Source organism: Nocardia aobensis NBRC 100429 (assembly GCF_000308375.1).
Taxonomy (GTDB): Bacteria; Actinomycetota; Actinomycetes; order Mycobacteriales; family Mycobacteriaceae; genus Nocardia; species Nocardia aobensis.
Genome location: NZ_BAFQ01000116.1, coordinates 1 through 23,040 on the forward strand (window position 1 = coordinate 1; position 23,040 = coordinate 23,040).

Annotated in this window: 20 protein-coding genes; 10 read left to right on the forward strand and 10 right to left on the reverse strand. The window is 68.4% G+C overall.

All coding sequences use genetic code 11. The features are described 5' to 3' along the window. Together RJ03_RS14310 and RJ03_RS14320 are read right to left on the reverse strand one after the other, a co-directional pair. Positions 1-515: coiled-coil domain-containing protein (locus RJ03_RS14310; RefSeq protein ID WP_506330210.1), on the reverse strand; the 515-nt coding region annotated here is incomplete at its 3' end. Between the two features lie 487 nt (positions 516-1,002). Further along, on the reverse strand, positions 1,003-1,626 hold the full coding sequence (locus RJ03_RS14320; protein ID WP_245552286.1) for an Rv1476 family membrane protein: 624 nt from the start codon (positions 1,624-1,626) through the stop codon (positions 1,003-1,005). A 274-nt stretch (positions 1,627-1,900) separates the two neighbouring features. Between RJ03_RS14320 and acnA the strand changes: the two genes are divergently transcribed. The 6 genes from acnA to RJ03_RS14350 all read left to right on the forward strand — a co-directional run bounded on the left by acnA (position 1,901) and on the right by RJ03_RS14350 (position 9,744). Continuing rightward, positions 1,901-4,696 carry an aconitate hydratase AcnA gene (acnA, locus tag RJ03_RS14325; protein WP_036502346.1) on the forward strand — a complete coding sequence of 932 codons (2,796 nt, stop codon included), beginning with the start codon at positions 1,901-1,903 and terminating at the stop codon, positions 4,694-4,696. A 176-nt stretch (positions 4,697-4,872) separates the two neighbouring features. Further along, positions 4,873-5,439 (forward strand): TetR/AcrR family transcriptional regulator, encoded by a 567-nt coding sequence (locus RJ03_RS14330; RefSeq protein ID WP_036502387.1) that lies wholly within the window; start codon positions 4,873-4,875, stop codon positions 5,437-5,439. Positions 5,440-5,492: 53 nt separating this feature from the next. Next, positions 5,493-7,640, forward strand: a complete 2,148-nt coding sequence (locus RJ03_RS14335) for a prolyl oligopeptidase family serine peptidase (protein WP_245552287.1) — start codon at positions 5,493-5,495, stop codon at positions 7,638-7,640. Positions 7,641-7,712: 72 nt separating this feature from the next. Next, the gene (locus tag RJ03_RS14340; protein WP_036502347.1) at positions 7,713-8,129 is read left to right on the forward strand and encodes an acyl-CoA thioesterase; all 417 of its coding nucleotides are present in this window, start codon (positions 7,713-7,715) and stop codon (positions 8,127-8,129) included. A 175-nt stretch (positions 8,130-8,304) separates the two neighbouring features. Further along, entirely contained in the window at positions 8,305-8,772 is a 468-nt protein-coding gene (locus RJ03_RS14345) for a hypothetical protein (RefSeq protein WP_245552288.1), read from the forward strand. Between the two features lie 12 nt (positions 8,773-8,784). Continuing rightward, entirely contained in the window at positions 8,785-9,744 is a 960-nt protein-coding gene (locus tag RJ03_RS14350; protein WP_036502349.1) for an MvdC/MvdD family ATP grasp protein, read from the forward strand. Positions 9,745-9,750: 6 nt separating this feature from the next. Here the strand turns inward: RJ03_RS14350 and RJ03_RS14355 are convergent, their stop codons facing one another. Then, entirely contained in the window at positions 9,751-10,254 is a 504-nt protein-coding gene (locus tag RJ03_RS14355) for a MarR family winged helix-turn-helix transcriptional regulator (protein ID WP_174372308.1), read from the reverse strand. 157 nt (positions 10,255-10,411) lie between these two features. Here RJ03_RS14355 and RJ03_RS14360 point away from each other — a divergent pair, with 157 nt between their 5' ends. Further along, positions 10,412-10,825 carry a cupin domain-containing protein gene (locus tag RJ03_RS14360; RefSeq protein ID WP_373281700.1) on the forward strand — a complete coding sequence of 138 codons (414 nt, stop codon included), beginning with the start codon at positions 10,412-10,414 and terminating at the stop codon, positions 10,823-10,825. 63 nt (positions 10,826-10,888) lie between these two features. Here the strand turns inward: RJ03_RS14360 and RJ03_RS14365 are convergent, their stop codons facing one another. The 6 genes from RJ03_RS14365 to RJ03_RS14390 all read right to left on the reverse strand — a co-directional run bounded on the left by RJ03_RS14365 (position 10,889) and on the right by RJ03_RS14390 (position 18,176). Next, positions 10,889-11,131, reverse strand: coding sequence for a helix-turn-helix domain-containing protein (locus RJ03_RS14365; RefSeq protein WP_051024681.1), 243 nt, complete (start codon positions 11,129-11,131; stop codon positions 10,889-10,891). Positions 11,132-11,271: 140 nt separating this feature from the next. After that, entirely contained in the window at positions 11,272-12,903 is a 1,632-nt protein-coding gene (locus RJ03_RS14370) for an ABC-F family ATP-binding cassette domain-containing protein (RefSeq protein WP_036502358.1), read from the reverse strand. 90 nt (positions 12,904-12,993) lie between these two features. Beyond that, on the reverse strand, positions 12,994-13,116 hold the full coding sequence (locus RJ03_RS38835; protein WP_269750138.1) for a hypothetical protein: 123 nt from the start codon (positions 13,114-13,116) through the stop codon (positions 12,994-12,996). A gap of 39 nt (positions 13,117-13,155) precedes the next feature. Next, positions 13,156-14,109: a TIGR03557 family F420-dependent LLM class oxidoreductase gene (locus tag RJ03_RS14380; protein ID WP_036502361.1), complete on the reverse strand. Its 954-nt coding sequence runs from the start codon at positions 14,107-14,109 to the stop codon at positions 13,156-13,158. A 54-nt stretch (positions 14,110-14,163) separates the two neighbouring features. Continuing rightward, positions 14,164-15,267 carry an enolase C-terminal domain-like protein gene (locus RJ03_RS14385; RefSeq protein ID WP_036502364.1) on the reverse strand — a complete coding sequence of 368 codons (1,104 nt, stop codon included), beginning with the start codon at positions 15,265-15,267 and terminating at the stop codon, positions 14,164-14,166. After that, entirely contained in the window at positions 15,264-18,176 is a 2,913-nt protein-coding gene (locus tag RJ03_RS14390) for an FAD-binding and (Fe-S)-binding domain-containing protein (protein ID WP_051024687.1), read from the reverse strand. Before RJ03_RS14390 ends, RJ03_RS14385 begins: the two co-directional genes overlap by 4 nt. A gap of 236 nt (positions 18,177-18,412) precedes the next feature. Here RJ03_RS14390 and RJ03_RS14395 point away from each other — a divergent pair, with 236 nt between their 5' ends. Continuing rightward, positions 18,413-19,393, forward strand: coding sequence for an SDR family oxidoreductase (locus RJ03_RS14395; protein WP_245552289.1), 981 nt, complete (start codon positions 18,413-18,415; stop codon positions 19,391-19,393). Positions 19,394-19,509: 116 nt separating this feature from the next. Next, positions 19,510-21,315: a thiamine pyrophosphate-requiring protein gene (locus RJ03_RS14400; protein ID WP_036502368.1), complete on the forward strand. Its 1,806-nt coding sequence runs from the start codon at positions 19,510-19,512 to the stop codon at positions 21,313-21,315. Position 21,316: 1 nt separating this feature from the next. Here the strand turns inward: RJ03_RS14400 and RJ03_RS37145 are convergent, their stop codons facing one another. After that, positions 21,317-21,466 (reverse strand): hypothetical protein, encoded by a 150-nt coding sequence (locus RJ03_RS37145; protein ID WP_157121512.1) that lies wholly within the window; start codon positions 21,464-21,466, stop codon positions 21,317-21,319. A 281-nt stretch (positions 21,467-21,747) separates the two neighbouring features. Here RJ03_RS37145 and RJ03_RS14405 point away from each other — a divergent pair, with 281 nt between their 5' ends. Further along, a complete protein-coding gene (locus RJ03_RS14405; RefSeq protein ID WP_306304676.1) occupies positions 21,748-22,971 on the forward strand; it encodes a cytochrome P450 family protein in 1,224 nt (407 codons plus the stop codon). Positions 22,972-23,040 lie beyond the last annotated feature (69 nt).

Here is a 23,040-nt window from a genome sequence, read left to right on the forward strand (position 1 = left end):
TTGGCCTGGCGTGCGGCGGAATCCTTGTTGGCCTGTTCGACCTGCGCGCGGCGCAGGCCGTCGATGGCGGCCTGCTGGTTCTTCGACGCCATGCCGAGCAGATCGGCGCGGTCGAGCGCGGAGGCCGGATCGGAGCCGGCCAGGTAGTTCACCATCGACGTCGAACCCGGATGGGTGTAGGCGTCGACGGCGAATTCGTCGAATTTGCCCTGTGCCTGGTTCAACTGAGTGCCGGCGGACTGCAGATCGCGCTGGGTGGCGGCGACGGTCGCCGCGGCCGCGTCGGCGGCGTCACGGGCGTTCTGCAGATCGACCAGCGCCTTGTTCACGGCTTCCCGCTTGCCGGCGACCTCGGTATCGAGCTGGGCCAGCTGCTGGTCGGCGGTGGCGACCTGATTGATCAGACCGCTGACCTGATTCACCCCCGCATCGACCTGCGCGCCCGCCGCGGCGATATCGCCGTCGCTCGGATTCGGAGGTGGCGGCGGCACCGCGGCCACCAGCGGAGCTGTCACCGTCAGCGCGATCCCACATAAGAGCAACCCCACAGCGACCTTCGCGGCACCCCCCGACCGCCTCGCCGATATTCGCATCACACCTCCCTGATCCCGCTGCGGCTCCCGGCGAGCACCAGATTCGCCAGGACTGCGCTGGGCGACCGATCGAGGCGTCGCCGCACGAGCACCAACGGTCCATCTGCCCTCGAGGGACGCTGGAGGCCCATGTGACACTTCTTCCCCAAGAGTGTCACCTCGAAACCGTACGACACTTCCTTCACAGAGGAAACATCGGACGACAAATCACAGGGGAGTAATTTCCGGTTTGCTAAAAATTCGCTAACCGTAAATAGGGGTTCCGAGGGCGAACCAAACCGGTCGTTCAGTTTCGTCCCGCGAATCGCGACTTATCCCTCGAATCGGGCATCGCGGCGAGGTGGTGGCTAGTTTCCGGCGACCGTTGCGGGGCACCTCGCGACACGCCGAGGACGGCCGCCGGAGACGGTTAGCGAGAGGGCACCGGTGGGTTCGGCGGGGCATCGGCGGCTACCGCCGCCCGCTCCCGCGACGCCCGCCGGGACTTGATGTAGTACAGGCCCCCGATGGTCAGGACGGTGCCGGCCAGCACAACTCCGGTGATCGCGGTCCAGGACACCTTTTCCGGCGTCTCCAGCCGGTCGACGAAGATCTGCGCGGCCGTCGCGGTGTGCCCGCCCTGATATTTGGCCTTGTCCTCGGCCCACTCCAGCCGCGCGCGGTTGATCGAATCGCTGTAGGTGCCGATCCAGTCGTCGCTGAACACCACGACCGTGCCGTGTTCACTCTTGCCGAGGGTGGTCGCCAGGTCGCGCAGATCCGAATCGCGGCCCGGATTTCCCTTCACGACCACGATGTTCAACTCGATGCCGTGCGCGCGGGCCTGATCCGCGATCTCGGCGAGCTTGTCCTGATTCTTGGATTCGGGCGCGGCTACGTGGTTGTCGGCCAGATCCAGTTCGATGGCGTCGACGTCGGTATCCGGCGGTAGCTCCGCGGCCATGGGGGTGAAAACCGAGGCATACGAGACGGTCATCTTCCATCCGGTCTTGTCGAGCCGCCGACTCCAGCGACGGGCGTCCAACACATTCACGTGATCAACACACACCTGGCCGCCACACCGGAGGGGACAACTCCGGCGGGGCCTTCGAGCACAGTACGCGACGGGGGCATCATGGATGGCGGCACGCCGCGCCGTACGTGCCCCGCATGCTTCATAGGACAAGCGTACTGTTAGAGTTCGGAAGTACGAGGCGCGCAGCCCGAAACGCGTCCTCGACGACAGCCGCCGGCACAGCCCCGCCGGTGGCCACCCCACGGGGCCCGCACGCGCCCCGATCGGAACACCGACGAGTGGAGCTGAACGTATGACAAGTATCGATACATTCGGCGCCAAGGGCACCCTCGAGGTCGGAAGCAACTCCTACGAGATCTTCCGCCTCTCGGCCGTGCCCGGCACCGAGAAGCTGCCCTACGCCCTGAAGGTCCTGGCGGAGAACCTGCTCCGCACCGAGGACGGCGCCAACATCACCGCCGACCACATCCGCGCCATCGCCAACTGGGATCCGTCGGCGGAGCCGAGTATCGAGATCCAGTTCACCCCCGCCCGCGTGATCATGCAGGACTTCACCGGCGTGCCCTGTGTGGTCGACCTGGCCACCATGCGTGAGGCCGTCACCGCCCTGGGCGGCGACCCGAACAAGGTCAACCCGCTCTCCCCCGCCGACATGGTCATCGACCACTCGGTGATCCTCGACGTCTTCGGCCGCGCCGACGCCCTCGAGCGCAACGTCGACCTCGAATACCAGCGCAACGGCGAGCGTTACCAGTTCCTGCGCTGGGGCCAGGGCGCGTTCGACGACTTCAAGGTCGTCCCCCCGGGCACCGGCATCGTGCACCAGGTCAACATCGAGTACCTGGCCCCGACCGTCATGACCCGCAACGGCCAGGCCTATCCGGACACCTGCGTCGGCACCGACTCGCACACCACCATGGTCAACGGCCTGGGCGTGCTGGGCTGGGGCGTCGGCGGTATCGAGGCCGAGGCCGCGATGCTGGGCCAGCCGGTCTCCATGCTCATCCCGCGCGTGGTCGGCTTCAAGCTCACCGGTGAGATCCAGCCGGGCGTCACCGCCACCGACGTCGTGCTCACCGTCACCGACATGCTGCGCAAGCACGGTGTGGTCGGCAAGTTCGTCGAGTTCTACGGCGCCGGTGTGGCCGAGGTGCCGCTGGCCAACCGCGCCACCCTGGGCAACATGAGCCCCGAATTCGGTTCCACCGCAGCGATCTTCCCGATCGACGGGGAGACCATCAACTACCTGCGTCTGACCGGTCGCTCCGATGAGCAGCTGGCCCTGGTCGAGGCCTACGCCAAGGAACAGGGCATGTGGCACGACGCCGCGCACGAGCCCGCCTACTCGGAGTACCTCGAGCTCGACCTGAGCACCGTGGTGCCCTCGATCGCCGGCCCGAAGCGTCCGCAGGACCGCATCCTGCTCAGCGAGTCGAAGGCGGCGTTCCGCTCCGACATCACCGACTACGTCAGCGGTGACTACAACGGACTCGACGAGGGCGTCGAGGAGACCTTCCCCGCCTCGGATCCGGTCTCGGTCTCGGCCGGCGCCGCCAACGAGAGCTACGCCCCCGCCCATTCGGCGGCCAACGGTGCGCAAGGCCGGCCGTCCAAGCCGGTCAAGGTGGTGTCCGAGGACCGCGGTGAGTTCGTCCTGGATCACGGCGCGGTCGTGGTCGCGGGTATCACCTCCTGCACCAACACCTCCAACCCGTCGGTCATGATCGGTGCGGCGCTGCTGGCCCGCAACGCGGTCGAGAAGGGCCTGTCCAGCAAGCCGTGGGTCAAGACCAACATGGCCCCGGGTTCGCAGGTCGTCTCCGACTACTACGAGAAGGCCGGCCTGTGGCCGTACCTGGAGAAGCTGGGCTTCTACCTGGGCGGTTACGGCTGCACCACCTGCATCGGCAACACCGGCCCGCTGCCGGAGGAGATCTCCAAGGCCGTCAACGACAACGACCTGTCGGTCACCGCCGTGCTGTCGGGCAACCGCAACTTCGAGGGTCGCATCTCCCCCGATGTGAAGATGAACTACCTGGCCTCCCCGCCGCTGGTCATCGCCTACGCCCTGGCCGGCACGATGGACTTCGACTTCGAGTCCGACGCGCTGGGTCAGGACACGGACGGCAACGACGTGTTCCTGCGCGACATCTGGCCCTCGGCCCAGGAGATCGACGACACCATCAAGTCGGCGATCAGCCAGGACATGTTCCGCAAGTCGTACGCCGACGTCTTCAAGGGCGACGAGCGCTGGCGCAACCTTGACACCCCGTCCGGTGACACCTTCGCCTGGGACGAGAACTCCACCTACGTCCGCAAGGCGCCGTACTTCGACGGGATGGAACTCGAGCCGGCCCCGGTCGAGGACATCAAGGGCGCCCGCGTGCTGGCCCTGCTGGGTGATTCGGTCACCACCGACCACATCTCCCCGGCCGGTCCGATCAAGCCGGGCACCCCGGCCGCGCAGTACCTCGACTCGCACGGCGTCGAGCGCAAGGACTACAACTCCCTGGGCTCGCGGCGCGGCAACCACGAGGTGATGATCCGCGGCACGTTCGCCAACATCCGGCTGCGCAACCAGCTGCTCGACGACGTCTCGGGTGGCTACACCCGCGACTTCACCCAGGACGGTGGCCCGCAGGCGTTCATCTACGACGCCTCGCAGAACTACCAGAAGGCCGGCATCCCGCTGGTCGTGCTGGGCGGTAAGGAGTACGGCTCGGGTTCCTCGCGCGACTGGGCGGCCAAGGGCACCCGTCTGCTGGGCGTCAAGGCCGTCATCACCGAGTCGTTCGAGCGCATCCACCGCTCCAACCTGATCGGCATGGGCGTGATCCCGCTGCAGTTCCCGGCGGGTGAGTCGGCCGCGTCGCTGGGCCTGGACGGTACCGAGGTGTTCGACATCGAGGGCATCACCAAGCTCAACGAGGGCGCCACGCCGAAGACCCTGAAGGTCACCGCGACCAAGGAGAACGGCGAGAAGGTCACCTTCGACGCGGTCGTGCGCATCGACACCCCCGGTGAAGCCGACTACTACCGCAACGGCGGCATCCTGCAGTTCGTGCTGCGCAACATGATTCGCGGCTGATATCCCGCACCACGCGGTGCGGCGTCGTGCCGCGCCCGGCGACCGTTCGGATCGCCGGGCCGGTACGAACAGCGTTGCGCCGCCGCAGGATCTACGCGTCCATGCTCGTACTGTGAGAACCCCCGCGCCGGATCGTCCCGGCGCGGGGGTCCGTGCATTCCCCGCTGGAGGAGCCCATGCCCAAGGTCAGTGACGATCACCTCGCCGCCCGGCGCAGCCAGATTCTGGACGGGGCGCGGCGGTGTTTCGCCGAATTCGGGTACGAGGGTGCGACCGTCCGCCGTCTGGAAGAGGCGATCGGCCTGTCCCGCGGCGCGATCTTCCATCATTTCCGGGACAAGGACGCCCTGTTCCTGGCCCTCGCCCAGGAGGATGCCGGACGGATGGCCGAGGTCGCGGCCAACGAGGGCATCGTGCAGGTCATGCGGGAGATGCTCGACAATCCCGCGCAGTACAACTGGCTGGGCACCCGCCTCGAGATCGCCCGGCGTCTGCGCACCGACCCCGAATTCGCCGCCGGCTGGACCCAGCGTTCGGCCGAACTCACCGCGGCCACCCTGGCCCGGCTGGAACGCCGCAAGGCGGCGGGCGCGCTGCGCGACGACGTGCCCACCGATGTGCTGCTCGGCTATCTCGATCTCGTGCTCGACGGGCTCATCGCCCGCATCGCCTCCGGCCACGTCAACGAAAACCTCACGGCCGTACTCGATCTCGTGGAGGCGTCGGTCCGCCGCCGCGACTGAACCGCCGCGATTTCCGCCCGTGCCTCGTGCCGGGCTCGTCGTACCATGTGCTGATGATCATGGGGCGGGGACGACGAGACGGACATATCGGCGGGACCGGGTGCGCCCCACTCCATGCGGTGGTCGTGCTGTCGATCGCCGTGCTGGTCGCGGCGTGCGGCGGTGCCGGCGCACCGCAGGATCCCTATCTCTGGCTCGAGGACCTCGACAGCCCGCGCGTGCAGGCGTGGGTCGGCGATCAGAATCGACGGACCCTCGATGTGCTCGAACACGATTCGCGCTACGCCGACAATCTCGCGCAGGCGACGGCGCTGGCGAAGACGTCCGATCGGATCCCGATGCCGCGCTTCGAGAACGGCACGGTCGAGAATTTCTGGCAGGACGGTGACCACAAACGCGGCATCTGGCGCGAAACGACGACCGCCGATTACGAAGCGCCGCAACCGAACTGGACCACCCTGCTCGACCTCGACGAGTTGTCGCGAGCCGAGGGCAGGAACTGGGTCTGGCGCGGCGCCGACTGCGACCCGGTCACCCGTCGCCGGTGCCTGATCAGTCTGTCCGACGGCGGCGAGGACGCCGTCTCGGTTCGCGAATTCGACCGCAGCACACGGCAGTTCGTGCCGGACGGGTTCGCGGTGCCGCGCGGCAAGGTGGACCTCACGTTCAGCGACGAGAACACGGTGCTGATCGCGCGGGAATGGCAGCCGGGTGAGATGACGGTCTCCGGCTACCCGTACGTCGTCCGGCAGTGGCGCCGCGGCCAACCTCTCGACGCGGCAACCGAACTCACGCGGGGCGACCGGACCGATCAGCTGTCGACCGCGCCGGTCGTGCTGGACAACGGCGCTGGGCGGCGGCTCGAACTCGTCGTGCGCGGCCGGACCTTCTTCGAACACGACGTCGAGCTGCTCACCGCGTCCGGCCCGGTTCGCACCGCGCTCCCGGCGAAATCGGACTTCGCCGGTATGGTCGGCAACCACCTGCTGGTGTCGCTGCAGCAGGACTGGGTTCTCGGCGCGACGACCTATCCGGCAGGTGCCCTGGTATCGGTGGACGCCGATCGTCTGACCATCGATCCGGACCGTCCGCAGGTGACACCGGTCTACCTCCCGGGTCCGTCGGAGAGTCTGAGCGGTGTGCAGACCACGCGCGACCACGCCGTGGTCACGTCGCTGAAGGACGTGCGTGGTCGCGCCACCGTCTACACACCACGCCCGGACGGCACCTGGTCGGGGACGCCGGTGCCGTTGCCGGACAACGCGACCGTCGACACCGTCACCGCCGATCCGACGGGCGAGCACGCCTATCTCTCGGTGACCTCGTTCCTCGTTCCGACCACACTGTGGAGCGTGGACACCTCCGCCGGCACGGCCCGGCAGGTGAAAAGCACACCGCCGCAGTTCGATTCGTCCCGCTATGTGGTCGAACAGCAGAAGGCGACCTCGGCCGACGGCACCCCGGTGCCGTATTTCGTGGTGCATGCCGCCGATATGGCGTTCGACGGCTCGAACCCCACCCTGATGAACGCCTACGGTGGCTTCGGGATATCGCAGACTCCCGCGTATCAGGCGACGCTCGGCCGGCTCTGGCTCGAGCACGGCGGCGTCTTCGTCCTGGCGAACATCCGCGGTGGCGGCGAATTCGGTCCCGGCTGGCACGAGGCCGCGCGCACCACCCGGCGACAGCGGGCGTTCGACGATTTCGCCGCGGTCGGCAAGGATCTGGTGGCGCGGGGCGTGACCACCTCGCGGCGGCTCGGCATCCAGGGCGGCTCCAACGGCGGGCTGCTCATGGGGGTCGAATTCGTCCAGCATCCGCAGATGTGGAACGCGGTCGACATCCAGGTGCCACTGCTGGACATGATGCGCTACGAGAAGATCGCCGCGGGCGCCTCCTGGGTGGACGAGTACGGCAGCGTCGACGATCCCGCTCAGCGGGCGTTTCTCGAATCCATCTCGCCGTACGGGCAATTGCGGCGCGGTGCGCACTATCCGGAACCGTTCGTCTGGACCACGACCAAGGACGACCGGGTGGGTCCGCAGCACGCCCGCAAGTTCGCCGCGCGGCTGGCGGAATTCGGCGATCCGTATCTGTTCTACGAGGCGGGCGAGGGCGGCCACGGCGCCGGCGCCGACCGGGAGGAACAGGCCCGCACCAGCGCGCTCGAGTACACGTATCTGATGCGGCGACTGATGTAGCCGCCGCGATGCGGTGACCGATCCCACGCCCGATCCGGAAATACCCGGAACAGGGTGGCGGTTCGCCCCGGTATGACCTTTTCTGTGCCCGTGACCGTCCGCGGATACGAACTCGACGTCAACGGCCATCTCAATCAGGCCGTGTACCACCAGTACGCCGAGCACGCCCGCTGGGAGGTGCTGCGCGCGGCCGGTCTGGTCCCGGACAAGATGCGGCTGTCCGGACTCGGTCCGGTGGTCCTGGAATCGACCGTCAAGTATCGGCGGGAACTGCATCTGGGCGACGAGATCACCGTGACCTGCGCATGCCGCTGGGGCGAGGGCAAGGCGTTCTGGATGGACCAGCAGATCCGCAAGCTCGACGGCACCGTCTCCGCGGAGTTCACCGTCGTGCTGGGGCTGATGGATCTCGACGCGCGCAAACTCGTGTCGAACCCGAGTCAGCGGTTCCTGGAACTCGCCGAATCCCCCGATGTGCTCGGTCTGTGAGGCGTTGACAGCTCAACCGAATCGCTTTCGGCGATAGCGCTTTCCACGCCCGGACCCCGGCACCGGGTTTGCACCGGAATTCTTTCGTTGCGAACCGGCCGGGCACCGCGGCGGGCTATGATCCAGTTCACGCTCGACTTCCGGGGCAAATCGCGAGCAGATCGGAGTCCAGCCCATGAACGATGCCGGCCGCCAGGTACCCGGACACACCCGGCCGCACCCGAAACCCCGCCACCCGGCGCCACCGCTGGCCGGCCGCCTGGTCGCCGAATCTCGCGACACCATCAGCGTCCGGGTCGCCGAGGGCATCTGGACCCTCGATCGCGACGACATCCTCCAGCTGCGCGACGAATCGCCGGATTCCGGCACCGCGGAACGCGCGGTCCTCGTCTGGATACGGCCCGGCGCCACAGCCGATTTCACGCAGCGGCGGCGCATTCAGCTCACCGAACGCCCGCTGACACTGCCACCCCGGCCCAGCCCAGCCGTCGGCGACGAGCTGCTGGCCCGCCTGACCGACCAGTGGGCGCGCAAGCTCGACGTCGCACCCACCCCGGGGGCCGCCGGCGCGACGGTGAGCTACAGCCAGACTCGCAGCGGCGGGGGCAGCGACGACGGCACCGCCTGCGACAGCCTGGACTGAGGGGCCGTTTCGATGAGTGCCCGGTCGCCGGGTGCCGTGCTGATCGTCGCCGAGAGCGACGATCTGCACGCCGACGCGATGGGCTCGATGCTGCGGAATATGTACGGGCTCAGTCCGATTCGTCTGGATATGCGCGATTTTCCGCGCGAATGCGGTAGTTTCCGGCTCGACCGCGCCGGCGCCGCTCGGTCGATGTCGCATATCGCCGGTCTCGACGATGTGACCGCCGTCTGGTGGCGCCGCCCCCGGCCGTGCCGGGTGCCCGGCGGTTTCCTCGACGGCGACGACGATTTCCGGCAGGCCGAATGCGACGGGTTCCTGCAGGGTCTGCTGTGGTCGATACCGGCGGTCTGGGTCAACGATCCCGGCGCCGACCGCACCGCCACCCGCAAAATCGTGCAGCTCGACACCGCCCGGCGCAGCGGTTTCGCCATCCCGGAAACGTTGATCACCAACGATCCCGACGAGGCCCGCAGTTTCGTCGATTCCCGCGGCGGGTCGGTGATCTACAAACGGACGGGTACCGGCCGCGCGGAATTCTCCGAAACGCGCATCGTGAGCCGCGAGGATCTCGGCCGATTCGACACCATCCGCTCGGCGCCGACCACCTTCCAGGACTATGTCGAAGCCGAGTGCGATCTGCGGGTGGTGTGGATCGACGGCGTCGAGTGGGCGGTGCGGATCGACTCGCAATCCGGTGCGGGATGGGTGGATTCGCGCCTCGACACCTCGGTGGCCTTCACCCGCGAGCGACTGCCCGCCTCGGTGAGCAAGTCGCTGACCACGCTGATGGGCGCGCTCGGACTGGTGTTCGGCGTGCTCGACATCAGGCTCGGGCTCGACGGCGAGTACTACTTTCTGGAGGTGAACCCGCAGGGGCAGTTCGCCTATCTGGAGATCAAGACCGGGCTGCCGATCTTCGCCAGTCTCGCCCAGTTCCTCGTCCTCGGTGAGGCGATGGTGTCGGGCTGACCGGTATCACGACCGGTCGAGGTCGGCCAGCAGGATGCGCGCGATCCGGTCCAGTTCGCCGCGGTCGCGCGCCGACAATCCGGACAGCAGGCGCGTCTCGTTGTCGGTGTGTGCCGTGACGACCTCGTCGACGCGGGCGCGGCCGGCCTCGGTCAGGGCGACCCGGACCGCGCGGCGGTCGGCGCGATCGGCGATACGTCGCACCAGTCCGGCCGATTCCAGGCGGTCCAGGCGGCCGGTCATTCCGGCGCGCGACAACATCAACGTGTCGGCCAGGACCGACGGGGTCAGTTCGAACGGTTCACCCGAACGACGCAGTGCCGCAAGCACATCGAACTCGCCGCGCTGCAGCCCGTGCGCGGTGAACACCGCGTCGATCTCGCGTTCGGCGAGGACGTACAGGCGGCCGAGGCGGCCGAGCACCGCCATCGCCGTGAGATCCAGGTCGGGCCGTTCCCGCTCCCACTGCGCCACGATCGCATCCACCGCATCGGTCTGTCGTCCAGCCATGGACACATACTATTCGACGGGATATAGTTCGGTAGCGAACTATCCGATAGCGAACTACTTGGGAGATCCGATGACGACCGAACCCCGCATTCCCGCCGCCATCGTCCAGCCCGCCGAGGCCGAGGTGCGCAAGACCGACGCGGTGACCATGCGCCTGCTGCTGGATTCCGACCGCACCGGCGGCAGCGTCAGCACGCTCGAGGTCACGATGGCGCCCGGCGCCGACGGCGCGACTCCGCACTACCACACGCTGTCCGACGAGCTGTTCTACGTCGCCGAGGGCGAATTGCAGGTGCTCGCGGGCGACGAGATCACGACCGTCGCCGCGGGCGGCGCGATCACGGTGCCGCGGTTCATGCCGCACGCCTTCGGCGCCGCACCCGGTTCACCGGCGCGGATCCTGATCGCACTGACCCCCGCCGTGCAGCGCTTCGGCTACTTCCGGCTGCTCGAGCGGGTGGCCTCCGGGGAGGCCACCCTCGCCGAACTCGCCGCTACCCAGGACAAGTACGACAACCACTTCGTCGACGCGCCGAACTGGTGGGCCGAACGCAACGCCCACCGCGCGTGAACCCGAGCGTAGAGCGGCACGAGACGCCGACGGCCGCGGAAGCCGGTCGGGCGAGTGGGCGGGTCAGGGCTTGCTGACCGCTTTGCGCCGGTTGGCACCACCCCGGCTGCGGAGTTGCACATGCGACTCCACGAGCACGTTGTGAATGAATCCGTACGAGCGGCCGGTCTCCCGCGCCAGCGAACGAATGCTGGCGCCCGCCTCGTATTGCTTCTTCAGCTGGGTTTGCAGCCGGTCGCGCGACTTGCCCGTGACGCGCGTGCCCTTACCCAACATCGACTTCCCCTGTGCGGGCCTGTCACTCATGGCTTCCTCCGGTCGCCGTGCAGCCTCATTCCAGGCTAGACACTCGACTCGCAGTGATCAACGCCTCACTGTGATGAAACTCACCGATTGCGAGGATCTTTCGGCGTGTCTCGGCGCGTCGCAGGAAGCATTCGCCACGCTCAGGCCAGCTGAATCAGTTCCAGGTAGTCCTGCGACCAGTGATCCTCGGTGCCGTCGGGCAGCATGATCACCCGTTCCGGATTCAACGCCTCGGCCGCACCCGGGTCGTGGGTGACCAGAACGACCGCGCCCGCATAGCTGCGCAACGCGTCGAGAACCTGTTCGCGCGAGACCGGATCGAGGTTGTTGGTGGGCTCGTCGAGCAGCAGCACGTTGGCCGCCGAGGAGACCAGGCCGGCCAGCGCCAGCCGGGTCTTCTCGCCGCCGGACAGGGTGCCGGCCGGCTGATCGAGCTGCGGGCCGGTGAACATGAACGCACCCAGCAACCCGCGCAGATCCTGCTCCCCCGCGTCGGGAGCCGCGTGGCGGATGTTCTCCCAGACGGTGGCGTTGTCGTCGAGGGTGTCGTGCTCCTGGGCGAAATACCCGATGCGCAGCCCGCGTCCCGGATCGATCTGTCCGGCGGTCAGCGGCTCGACGCCCGCGAGCAGACGCAGCATGGTCGTCTTACCCGCGCCGTTGAGGCCGAGGATCACGACCCGGCTGCCCTTGTCGATGGCCAGGTTCACGCCGGTGAAGATTTCCAGCGATCCGTAGAGCTTGGTGAGGTTGGTGGCCATCAGCGGCGTCTTGCCGCAGGGAGCGGGTTCGGGGAACTTGATGCGGGCCACCTTGTCGGCCACGCGCACGTCGTCGAGCTCGGAGAGCATGCGCTCGGCGCGCTTGACCATCTGGTGTGCCGCAGCGGCTTTCGTCGCTTTCGCGCCGAGTTTGGCGGCCTGCTGCTTGAGCGCGGAGGCCTTCTTCTCCGCGTTGGCCCGCTCGCGGACCCGGCGCTGTTCGTCGGTGGCGCGGGCGTCGAGATACTTCTTCCAGCCCATGTTGTAGATGTCGGCCTCACCGCGCACGGCGTCGAGGAACCACACCCTGTTCACCACGTCGGCGAGCAGGTCGACATCGTGGGAAATGACGATCAGGCCGCCGTCGTGGTTCTGCAGAAAGCCGCGCAGCCAGGTGATGGAGTCCGCGTCGAGGTGGTTGGTGGGCTCGTCGAGCAGCAGCGTGGTGTCGGATTTGCCGCCGGAGCCGTCGGAGGCGGAGAACAGGATCCGCGCCAGCTCGATGCGGCGGCGCTGACCGCCCGACAGGGTGCGCAGCGCCTGGCCCAGCACCCGATCCGGCAGACCGAGGCTGTGGCAGATGCGGGCGGCCTCGCTCTCGGCGACGTAGCCGCCCAGCGCCGAGAATCGCTCCTCGAGCCGGCCGTACTTGCGCACCGCCTTCTCGCGTTCGGCGTCGTCGACGACCTCGGCCATCAGGGCCTGCTGCTTCTCCATATCGCGGATCAGCTTGTCGAGCCCGCGCGCCGAGAGCACCCGGTCGCGGGCCAGCACGTCGAGATTTCCCTCACGCGGATCCTGCGGCAGATAGCCGATTTCGCCCGAACGAATCACCTTGCCGGCGTAGGGTTCTCCTTCACCGGCCAGGATGCGCAGCGTGGTGGTCTTGCCCGCGCCGTTGCGGCCGACGAGACCGATCCGATCACCGGCCTGCACCCGCAGCGCCGAACCCGGCGCGGTGAGCAGGGTGCGGATTCCGGCCCGGACCTCCAGGTCGGTCGCGGTGATCACAACAGTCTCCTAGCACGGTAAGGGGGCGAACGGTTCGATTGTGCATCCCTCGGACACACCAGAACCACCCATTCTACCGGCTCTCGACGGTCACTCGGCCACCACCCGCAGGGTGCGCAACGTCGGATCGGCGGGATCGGGCACATTCATCCCGTTCTCCACTCCGGACCGCAGGTAGTCCACGACTGCGGCGTCGACCAGTTCCCCGGGCACGATCGCCTCTCGTGGATACCTATGGTGATCGGGTACCGCTCAGCGCAGGGCCGGCAGTACTTCCTTCTCGTATGCGGTGAAGAAGCCCTCCAGATCCGGTCCGATCTGGCCGACGTAGACCTCGTCCGCGCCGGCTTCCACACACGTGCGCAGCTGATCGATATGGCGCTGCGGGTCCGGCCCGGCGGCGAAGTGCCGCCGTGACGCCTCGCGATCGAGCAACGACATCGCGTCCTCGAAATCGGCGGGGCGCGGCAGGGTCTGGCCCAGCTGGCCCGGCAGCAGTTCGTTGGCCCACAGCCGATGCGCGGCGTCGACCCCGGACTCCTCGTCGGCCGCCCAGCTCACCTTGGTGCCCATCTGCACCGGTTTGGCGCCTCCGCCGCTGTCGCGGAACAGGCCGACCAGCTCCGCGTCGGGCATGCTCGTGCAGTAGCCGTCGCCGATGCGCGCCGCCAATTCCGTTGCCTGCGGGCCGAATCCGGACACATAGATCGGCACCGGCCGTTCCGGCAGGGTGTAGATCCGCGCCTCCTGCACCTCGTAGTGCTCGCCGCGGTAGGTCACCAGATCACCGCGATGCAGGCGGCGGATCACGTCAACGGCTTCGGCCAGCATCTGCAGCCGCTCCCCCGGCGGGGGCCACGGATCGCCGAAGATGTGCTCGTTGAGCGCCTCACCGCTGCCGACGCCGAGCACGAAGCGGCCGTCGAGTTGCACGGCGGCGGTGGCCGCGGCCTGGGCGATGATCGCGGGGTGGATGCGCACCGTCGGGCAGGTCACGGCCGTGGTGATCGGCAGCGACGTGGCCTGGGACAACGCGCCGATCGTGCCCCAGACGAACGGGCTGTGCCCCTGGGCGTCGTTCCAGGGATGAAAGTGATCGGAAATCCACAGCCGCTCGAAACCGGCCTGCTCCGCGCGCTGGGCCTGCTCGACGAGTTCCTTCGGCCCGAATTGTTCGCTGGCGAGAAAATATCCGATGGCTGCCATGTCCGGCGGTTACCCAGCAGCCGCGCCGGTATTCGGCCGCCCGCGCGCACCATCTCACCGGTGAGCGGCACTCTCGACCGAATATTTTCCGGCCGAGTCGGCGAGCCGCATTCCGTGCCCGGAGCCCCGGCCGGTCGCGAGCGCCCCGTCGCGGACGCCGGGCACACCGTCGACCAGCAGTGGTTCCAGGCGGCTGTGGTCGATGAACCATTCCACGTGGCGCAGGTGGGCGAACGAGGACACGATCGGCGCGTGCAGCGCGGGCGCGCAGTGCGCGGAGATGTCGAGGCCGTGCGCGGCGGCGAGCGCCGCGCATTCCAGGAAGCCGCTGTAGCCGCCGCAGCGGGTCACGTCCAGTTGCAGACAGTCCACCGAGCCGATCAGCGCGGCCGCGTCGTAAGGGCGGTAGACGTATTCGCCGGCGGTCACATCGCAGCGCAGCGCCGCGCGCAGCATCGCCAGACTGGGGGGATCGTCACTGGTGACGGGCTCTTCGAACCAGATCACACCGTGCCGGTCCAGTTCCGTGCCGACCCGGCGGGCCAGGGCGGTGGAGTAGGCGCCGTTCGCGTCGACCATCAGGCGGGCACGGTCGCCGAGCAGCCCGTTCGCGAAGGACACCCGCTCGAGATCCCGATCGGTCCGCTCGCCGCGGTCCTCGCCGATCTTGATCTTGACCCATCGGCATCCCGCCGCCAGCCAGCCGTCGATCTGCTCGCCCAGCTCGTCGTCGGTGAGAGTGGTGAAACCCCCCGAACCGTAGACCGGGGTCGCCGGTCGCACGGCACCGAACAGCCGGCTCAGCGGCACATCGAGCAGGCGCGCCTTCAGATCCCACAGGGCGATATCGACGGCGCTGAGCGCATGGGCGACGACCGCGGCGGTGCCCAGATTGCGGCAGGCGCGCTGCATCCGGATCCGGCAGTCGCCGATGTCGAACGGCGAACGCCCGGCCAGGACCGGCGCGAGCACCTCGCGCACGATCGCGGCGGTGGCGCCGCCGCTGTAGGTCCACCCCAGTCCGGTCCGCCCGCCCGCGTCGATTTCCACGGTCACCGCGGTGGTCGCCTCCCACCGCAAGGTGCCGTCGGCTTCCGGCTCCGGCGTCGGGAAGCGGTAGACCCCCACCCGGACCACCTCGTCGATGGTCGCCGTCACTTCCGGTCCTTCGCCGCCAGCGCCTCGGCCAGCAGTTCGACGGCGTGGCGGGGATCGGCGTCCGGTTGCAGCTGTCTGATCTGGGTGCGGCAGCTGAACCCGTCGGCGAGCACCACGGTGCCCGGATCGCGCTCGCGCACGGCCGGCATCAACTTGTCCTCCGCACAAGCCACCGAGACGTCGTAGTGGCCGCGTTCGAAGCCGAAATTGCCTGCCAGACCGCAACATCCGGCATCGAGGACCTCGACGTCGGCACCGGTCGAGGACAGCAGTTCCCGATCGGTGTCGTAGTGCATGATCGCGTGATGGTGGCAGTGCGGCTGCACCATCGCCGCGGTGTCGACGTGCGGCGGGGTCCAGTCCGGCGCCCGTTCGGCCAGCAGTTCGGCCAGTGTGTAGGTCTGTTTCGACAACCGCTCGGCATCCTGGTCGCCGTAGAGCAGTTCGGGCAGATCGGCCCGGAACACGGCCGCGCAGCTGGGCTCGAGGACGACGACCGGTGTGCTGTCGCGCAACTGTGGCGCCAGTACCCGCAGCGTGCGGCGCAGCACCCGTTTGGCGGTGGGCAGCTGCCCGGTCGAAATCCAGGTCAGGCCGCAGCAGACCGTGCGCTCGGGCACGATCACGGAGAAGCCCGCGGCCTCCAGCACCGTCACCGCGGCTTCGCCGATGCCCGGTTCGAAGTTGTTTGTGAACGTGTCGGGCCACAGCAGCACCGTGCCGCGCTCCCCCGTAGTGGAGCTCGTATGGTCGCGGAATGCCCGGGTGAACCGGGTGCGGGCGAAGCGCGGCATCTCTCGTTGCCGCGCGATGCCGCCCGCCGCCGAGACCAGGCGCCGCAGGCCCGGGGTGTGAGTCACCGCGTTGGCGAGCGGAGCCACCGAAGTGCCCAGCCGGGCCCACAGCGGAATCCAGCCCATCGAATAGTGGGCCATCGGCCGGACCTGGTGTTCGTAGTGGTGGGACAGGAATTCGGCCTTGTAGGTGGCCATGTCGACATCGACCGGGCAGTCGCTGCGACATCCTTTGCAGGCCAGGCACAGATCGAGCGCGTCGCGGACTTCGGTGGACCGCCAGCCGTCGGTGATCGCCTCACCCTGCAGCATTTCGAACAACAGCCGGGCCCGGCCGCGGGTGGAATGCTCCTCCTCGCGCGTGGCGCGGTAGCTGGGACACATCACCCCGCTGCTCTCGCCGCGGCATTTGCCGACGCCCACACAGCGTCCGGCCGCCTCGCTGAACCGGTGGTCGTCGTCGGGAAAGGCGAAGTGCGTCACCGGTTCCCACGGCCGGTAGGCGCTGCCCTGACGCAGATCCGAATCCAGCCGGTGCGGCTCGACGACCTTGCCCGGATTCATCCGATTGCGCGGGTCGAACAGCGCCTTCACCTCACCGAAAGCGCGAACCACCTTGTCGCCGAACATGATCGGCAACAGTTCCGCGCGCGACTGGCCGTCGCCGTGCTCCCCGGACAGCGACCCGCCGTAGCTGCTCACCAGACGCGCGGCACGTTCGACGAAGCGCCGGTAGTGCGCGATTCCGTCGGCGGTGCGCAGGTCGAACGGAACGCGGGTGTGCACACAGCCGTGACCGAAATGCCCGTAGAGCGAACTGGATTCATAGCCGAATTCGTCGAGCAGCGCGTCGAAGTCGCGCAGGTAGTCGCCGAGCCGCTCGGGCGGGACCGCGGCGTCCTCCCAGCCCTCGTGCGTTTCCGGGCCGTCGGGCGGATAGGCGGTGGCGCCCAGTCCGGCCTCGCGGGCGGCCCACACCTCGGCCTCGCGGTCGGGATCGTCGAGGATGGTGGAACTCGCCTCGGTGGCGCGCTCGAGGTCGGCGATCATCTTCTTCGCCCGCGCGTCGGCCTCTTTCTGGTCGTCGCCGTCGAATTGCACCATCAGCCAAGCCTTCCCGTCGGGCAGCTGCGAGATGGCCTTCGCCGCGAGGTGCCGGCTGTGCTCCAGTTCGACCAGACGATGGTCCAGGCCCTCGAGCGCGGCCGGATCGTGCGGCAGGATCCGGGAGACCGCGTCGGCGGCGTGATAGACGTCGGGGAAGCCGAGGACGGCCATCGCTTTCGCGGCCGGCACCCGCACCAGCTCGATCTCCGCGCGCAGGACGGTCACCAGGGTGCTCTCGCTGCCGACGAGGAACTTCGCGATATCGAATCCCCGCTCCGGCAGCAGCGCGTCGAGGTTGTAGCCGGAGACGCGGCGCGGAATGTCGGGATAGGCCGCGCGGATGTCGTCGGCGTAGCGGTCCCGGATCTCCCGCAGGCGCCGGACCAGCTCGTCGGCCTCCGGATTCGTGCCCGGGATCGGATCCTCGGCACCAACCCAGGCGCGCAACCCGTCGTAGGTGAGGATCTCGAGCCGGCGCACCGAATCGACCATCTTGCCGTAGGCCTGTGCGGTGGCACCGCACGAGTTGTTGCCGATCATCCCGCCGATCGTGCAGCTGACGTGGGTCGAGGGCTTGGGCCCGACCATCAGCCCGGACGACTTCAGCTGCTGATTGAGCGGGTCGAGCGCGATACCGGGTTCGACCACGGCCGTGCGGGTTTCGGCGTCCACGGCGAGCAGCCGGTGGCAGTATTTGGTCCAGTCGATGACGACCGCCGTATTGCAACTCTGACCGGCGAGGCTGGTGCCGCCACCGCGCGAGAGCAACGGGACGTCGTGGTCGCGGCAGATGCCGACCGCGACCGCGGCGGCTTCCGGTGTGCGCGGAACGACAACGCCCAGCGGCAGGGCGCGATAGTTCGAGGCGTCGGTGGAATAGGTGGCGCGAGTTCCCGAATCGAAACGGACCTCCCCGTCGACCGCCTCCTTCAGTGCGGTCTCGAGCGCCTGCATCGGCCATCGGTCTCGATTCGAGCCGCGGTGCGGGCGGGCCGTGCGATCCGACATCGTCATTCGTGCACCCCTGTCGTGGTCGGCCGGATTGTCGTGCGGCCGCACCTCGCCAGCGGGCGGCCGGACACCGCGCGAATACCCGGCCGACCGCAGGTCACACCCACCGAACCGGACACGCTGCCGGGCGATCCCCTGCCGCATAACGCCGCCCGTCCCGGGTACGCGTCAGATGCGACGCCCGCGCGATATGCCCTCGGGCGCCGGACAACCGCGCGAGGAGAGGAGACCGAGTGAGCGCACAGTCACCGGTAGTGGTGGTCACCGGAGCCAGCGCCGGAATCGGGCGCGCCACCGCACGGCGCTTCGCCGCCGACGGGGCGCGCGTGGCGCTGCTGGCCCGTGGGCGCGCCGGACTCGACGCCGCCGCGAAAGACGTCGAGCAGGCCGGTGGTGCGGCACTGCCGATTCCGACCGACGTCGCCGACCACGACGCCGTCGAGGCGGCCGCCGACCGCGTCGAGCAGCAGTGGGGTCCGATCGACTTCTGGGTGAATTCGGCGTTCACCTCGGTCTTCGCGCCCTTCACCGAGATCGAGCCGGAGGAGTTCCGCCGCGTCACGGAGGTGACCTATCTCGGGTCGGTGCACGGGGTGATGGTGGCGCTGGCCCGGATGCGCCCACGCGATCGCGGCACCATCGTCCAGGTCGGGTCGGCGCTCGGCGAACGCGCGATTCCGCTGCAATCGGCCTATTGCGGCGCCAAACACGCGGTCAACGGATTTCTCGAGGCGGTGCGGGTGGAGTTGATGCACGAGCGCAGTGGCGTGCACGTGACGATCGTGCAGGCACCGGCGGTCAACACACCCCAATTCTCCTGGGTGCGTTCACGTTTGCCGAAGAAGCCGCAGCCGGTGCCGCCGATCTACCAGCCCGAGGTGGTGGCCGACACCATCGCCTTCGCCGCCGAGCATCCCGAGCGCAAGCAGTACTGGGTCGGCGCGAGCACGGTCGGCACCGTCGTCGCGCAGCGGCTCGCGCCCGCGGTGCTGGATCGCTATCTGGCACGCACCGGCTACGACTCACAGCAGACCGACGCCGACGAATCCGAGCGGCCGGACAACCTGTGGCGCCCCGTCGACGACGAACACGGCCACGACTTCGGCGCCCACGGTGACTTCGACGGCCGAGCTCACCGGCACAGTCCGCAGGCGTGGATGTCGCGCTGTGTCGAATCGGTGGCCGGTTCGGTCGCCCGGATGGCCCGGCACTGACCCAGCCATCGGCCCCGCCGGCCGCGGTTGAGCACGGCAACCGCGGGTACCCGCCCGGCGACCAGGGGGCACGCTGCACATCCCCGCGGGCTCGACACGGAGAGGACAGGACAGATATGGCGCAACAGGTTGCTGACTACGTCGTGGCCCGGCTCAACGAATGGGGCGTGAAAGAGGTATTCGCCTATCCCGGAGACGGAATCAACGGTCTCGTGGCCGCTTTCGGCCGCACCGACGACCGGCCGACGTTCGTCCAGGCCCGGCACGAGGAGATGGCGGCGTTCTCGGCCACCGGCTACGCGAAATTCAGCGGGCACGTCGGTGTGTGCATGGCCACCTCCGGTCCGGGCGCGATCCATCTGCTCAACGGCCTCTACGACGCCAAACTCGACCACGTTCCGGTGGTGGCGATCATCGGCCAGACCGCGCGCAGCGCGATGGGCGGCAGCTATCAGCAGGAGATCGACCTGCAGAGCCTGTACAAGGACGTGGCCTCCGAATATCTCGTCGAGGTCAACGTCGCCGAACAGCTGCCCAACGCCCTCGACCGGGCCTTCCGCACGGCCTGGACCCGGCGCGCACCCACCGCGGTGATCATTCCGGCGGATCTGCAGGAGGAGACCTACGAGCCGCCACAGCACGAATTCAAGCAGGTGCCGTCGAGCCCGCCCGCCGAGATGCATTCGGTGGTCGTTCCGGCGCGCGCGGAGATCGAGCGCGCCGCGGAGGTGATCGGAGCCGGTTCCAAGGCCGCGATCCTGGTCGGCCAGGGCGCCCGCTCGGCCGCGCGCGAGGTGACCGAACTCGCCGAGATCACCGGTGCCGGCGTCGCCAAGGCGCTGCTCGGCAAGGATGTGCTGCCCGACGATCTGCCGTTCGTGACGGGCCCGATCGGGTTGCTGGGCACCCGCCCCAGCTACGAGCTGATGCGTGATTGCGACACTCTGGTCATCGTCGGTTCGAACTTCCCCTACAGCCAATTCCTGCCGCCGCTGGATCAGGCCCGTGCCGTGCAGATCGATATCGACGGCACCATGATCGGCATGCGGTATCCGACCGAGGTGAACCTCGTCGGTGACGCGAAAGCCACACTGGCCGAGATCATTCCGCTGCTGAAGCCGGTCAGCGACCGGTCCTGGCGGGAGACGATCGAGTCGAATGTGGCGCGCTGGTGGGAGACCGTGGAGCGGCAGGCGTTGCTTACCGCCGAACCGGTCAACCCCATGCGGGTGGTCTGGGAACTGTCGCAGCAGATTCCGGGCAACGCCATCGTCACCGCCGACTCCGGCTCCTCCACCAACTGGTACGCGCGCTGCCTGAAATTCCACGGCAGCATGCGCGGCTCGCTGTCGGGCACACTGGCCACCATGGGGCCCGGTGTGCCGTATGCGATCGGCGCGAAGTTCGCCCATCCGGATCGCCCGGTGATCGCGCTCGTCGGCGACGGCGCGATGCAGATGAACGGATTGGCCGAATTGATCACCATCGCCCGCTACACCGAACAGTGGAGCGATAAGCGACTGGTGGTGTGCGTCTTCCACAACAACGACCTCAACCAGGTGACCTGGGAGCTGCGGTCCATGGGCGGTTCGCCCAAATTCGAGGATTCGCAGTCACTTCCGGACATTTCGTACGCGGACGCCGCGCGCTGCTTCGGCCTCGCGGCGATCGAGGTCGACGATCCGGAGCAGTTGGCCGGGGCCTGGGAACGGGCGCTGACCGCGGATCGCCCGACCCTGCTGGACGTGCGCTGCGATCCCGAGGTTCCGCCGATACCACCGCACGCCACCTGGGATCAGATGAAGGCGACCGCGGAGGCCGTGCTGCGCGGCGACCCGAACGCCTGGCATCTGGTCACTCAGGGCATGAAGACCAAGGCACAGGAGTTCCTGCCCGGGCGCGGTTCGGGCGGCGACGACTAGGTCATTCGCGGGCGGCGCCCCAATCGGTCAGCGAATGCCTGGCGTGCCGTAGGGCGCACCGGAACTCCGCACGGTCACCGCGGGGCGCCACGGTGTCGAACAGGGCGGCCGCCACCGCCGCTACAACCGCGATGATCAGCAGAGTTGTCATATCGGCCAGTCTGCGACGACCGGCCACGAAACAACAGAGCCACTACCACATCACTGGCCCGGAAGCCGGGCATCGGACCTGCGCCCGATGCCCGGCTTCCGCTGCGCAACCGGCACGCGGGTAGGTATCATCGGCTCCCGGACCTCAGATCATGGTTCGGCCCAACGCTTTTGGCATCACGACTGGTGACGGCTGCCGCCGTCGACGTCCACCACGACCGTTTGGAGTTGTCTTCTGTGACCACGCCGCATTCGCTGGAATCGCCGTCGAACAGGTGTCCCGTGGCACACAGTTCACCGATCGCCGCGGACGGACCGCGTGTTCCCCTCTACACCGAGGAATTCGCCGTCGACCCGCGCGGCGGATACGAGCGGATGCGCGCCCACCACCGCTCCTTCGCTCCGGTCGAACTCGCTCCCGGCGTGCCGGCGACACTCGTGATCGGTTATCAGGCCGCGCTGCGGATTCTCAACGATCCCGAGCATTTCCCCGCCGACCCGCGGGCCTGGCAGCGCACCGTACCGGCGGACAGCCCGATCCTGCCGATGCTCGGCTGGCGCCCGAATGCCTTGCGCAGCAGCGGCCCCGACCACGCGCGGTTCCGCGCCGCCAATGTCGCCGCCATCGACGGGGTCGACCTGCACACACTGCACACCGTCGTCGAGCGGGTCGCGATCCCGCTGATCAACTCGTTCACCGTCGACGGCCAGGCCGACCTGCTGACCCAGTACATTCGCCCGCTGGCGTTCACCAGCCTGAACACGATGCTGGGCATCGAACCCGATATCGCCGAGCGGGTCGCGGCCGGGCTGGCGCCCATCTTCGACGTCACCGGTGACGCGGCGGCGGGCAACCGGATGCTGGCGGCCGCCCTGCAGGAACATACCGACCGCAAGCGCGCCCACCCCGGCGACGACATCACCTCCCGGCTGATCGCGCACGAGAGCGCCCTCGACGACGAGGAGGTGATCAATCAGCTGGTGAGCCTGTATGGCGCGGGTATCGAACCGCAGCTGCATCTGGTCGCCAACGCCCTGCTGCTGATGATGACCGACGAGCGGTTCTCCGGAAATCTGCTCGGCGGCACCCTCACCACCCGCGACGCCCTGGACTGGGTACTGTTCAACAACCCGCCGCTGGCGAACTACTGCGCGAGCTACCCGCGCCAGCCGATGCTCATCGACGATGTGTGGCTACCGGCGAATCAGCCCGTGCTGATCGGCATCGCGGCCTGCAACAACGATCCGCAGGTGCGCGAGGGCGATCGCAACGGCAACCGCTCCCATCTGTCGCTGGGCGCCGGGCCGCACGCCTGCCCGGCCCGCCGGATCGCGTACCTGATCGCCCAGGACACCGTAGATCAGCTGCTGGACGCGCTGCCCGATATCGAGCTGGCGGTTCCGGTGACGGAATTGCACTGGCGCCCAGGCCCTTTCAACCACGCACTGGCCGCACTGCCGGTCACCTTCCCACCGTCCCCGCCGCTGCAGAGCCCGTTCGCCTGACCCGGCTGCGCCGTTCGCCCAGCACGGTTGCGCCATTCGCACGACGGGCGTGCGGACCGCGCGCGGGTT

Excerpts from the sequence above, each read along its gene's own strand:
- acnA (WP_036502346.1), top strand. The coding sequence starts at position 1,901 with ATGACAAGTATCGATACATTCGGCGCCAAGGGCACCCTCGAGGTCGGA.
- RJ03_RS14330 (WP_036502387.1), top strand. The coding sequence starts at position 4,873 with ATGCCCAAGGTCAGTGACGATCACCTCGCCGCCCGGCGCAGCCAGATT.
- RJ03_RS14335 (WP_245552287.1), top strand. The coding sequence starts at position 5,493 with ATGATCATGGGGCGGGGACGACGAGACGGACATATCGGCGGGACCGGG.
- RJ03_RS14340 (WP_036502347.1), top strand. The coding sequence starts at position 7,713 with ATGACCTTTTCTGTGCCCGTGACCGTCCGCGGATACGAACTCGACGTC.
- RJ03_RS14345 (WP_245552288.1), top strand. The coding sequence starts at position 8,305 with ATGAACGATGCCGGCCGCCAGGTACCCGGACACACCCGGCCGCACCCG.
- RJ03_RS14350 (WP_036502349.1), top strand. The coding sequence starts at position 8,785 with ATGAGTGCCCGGTCGCCGGGTGCCGTGCTGATCGTCGCCGAGAGCGAC.
- RJ03_RS14355 (WP_174372308.1), bottom strand. The coding sequence starts at position 10,254 with ATGGCTGGACGACAGACCGATGCGGTGGATGCGATCGTGGCGCAGTGG.
- RJ03_RS14365 (WP_051024681.1), bottom strand. The coding sequence starts at position 11,131 with ATGAGTGACAGGCCCGCACAGGGGAAGTCGATGTTGGGTAAGGGCACG.
- RJ03_RS14380 (WP_036502361.1), bottom strand. The coding sequence starts at position 14,109 with ATGGCAGCCATCGGATATTTTCTCGCCAGCGAACAATTCGGGCCGAAG.
- RJ03_RS14390 (WP_051024687.1), bottom strand. The coding sequence starts at position 18,176 with ATGTCGGATCGCACGGCCCGCCCGCACCGCGGCTCGAATCGAGACCGA.
- RJ03_RS14400 (WP_036502368.1), top strand. The coding sequence starts at position 19,510 with ATGGCGCAACAGGTTGCTGACTACGTCGTGGCCCGGCTCAACGAATGG.
- RJ03_RS37145 (WP_157121512.1), bottom strand. The coding sequence starts at position 21,466 with ATGACAACTCTGCTGATCATCGCGGTTGTAGCGGCGGTGGCGGCCGCC.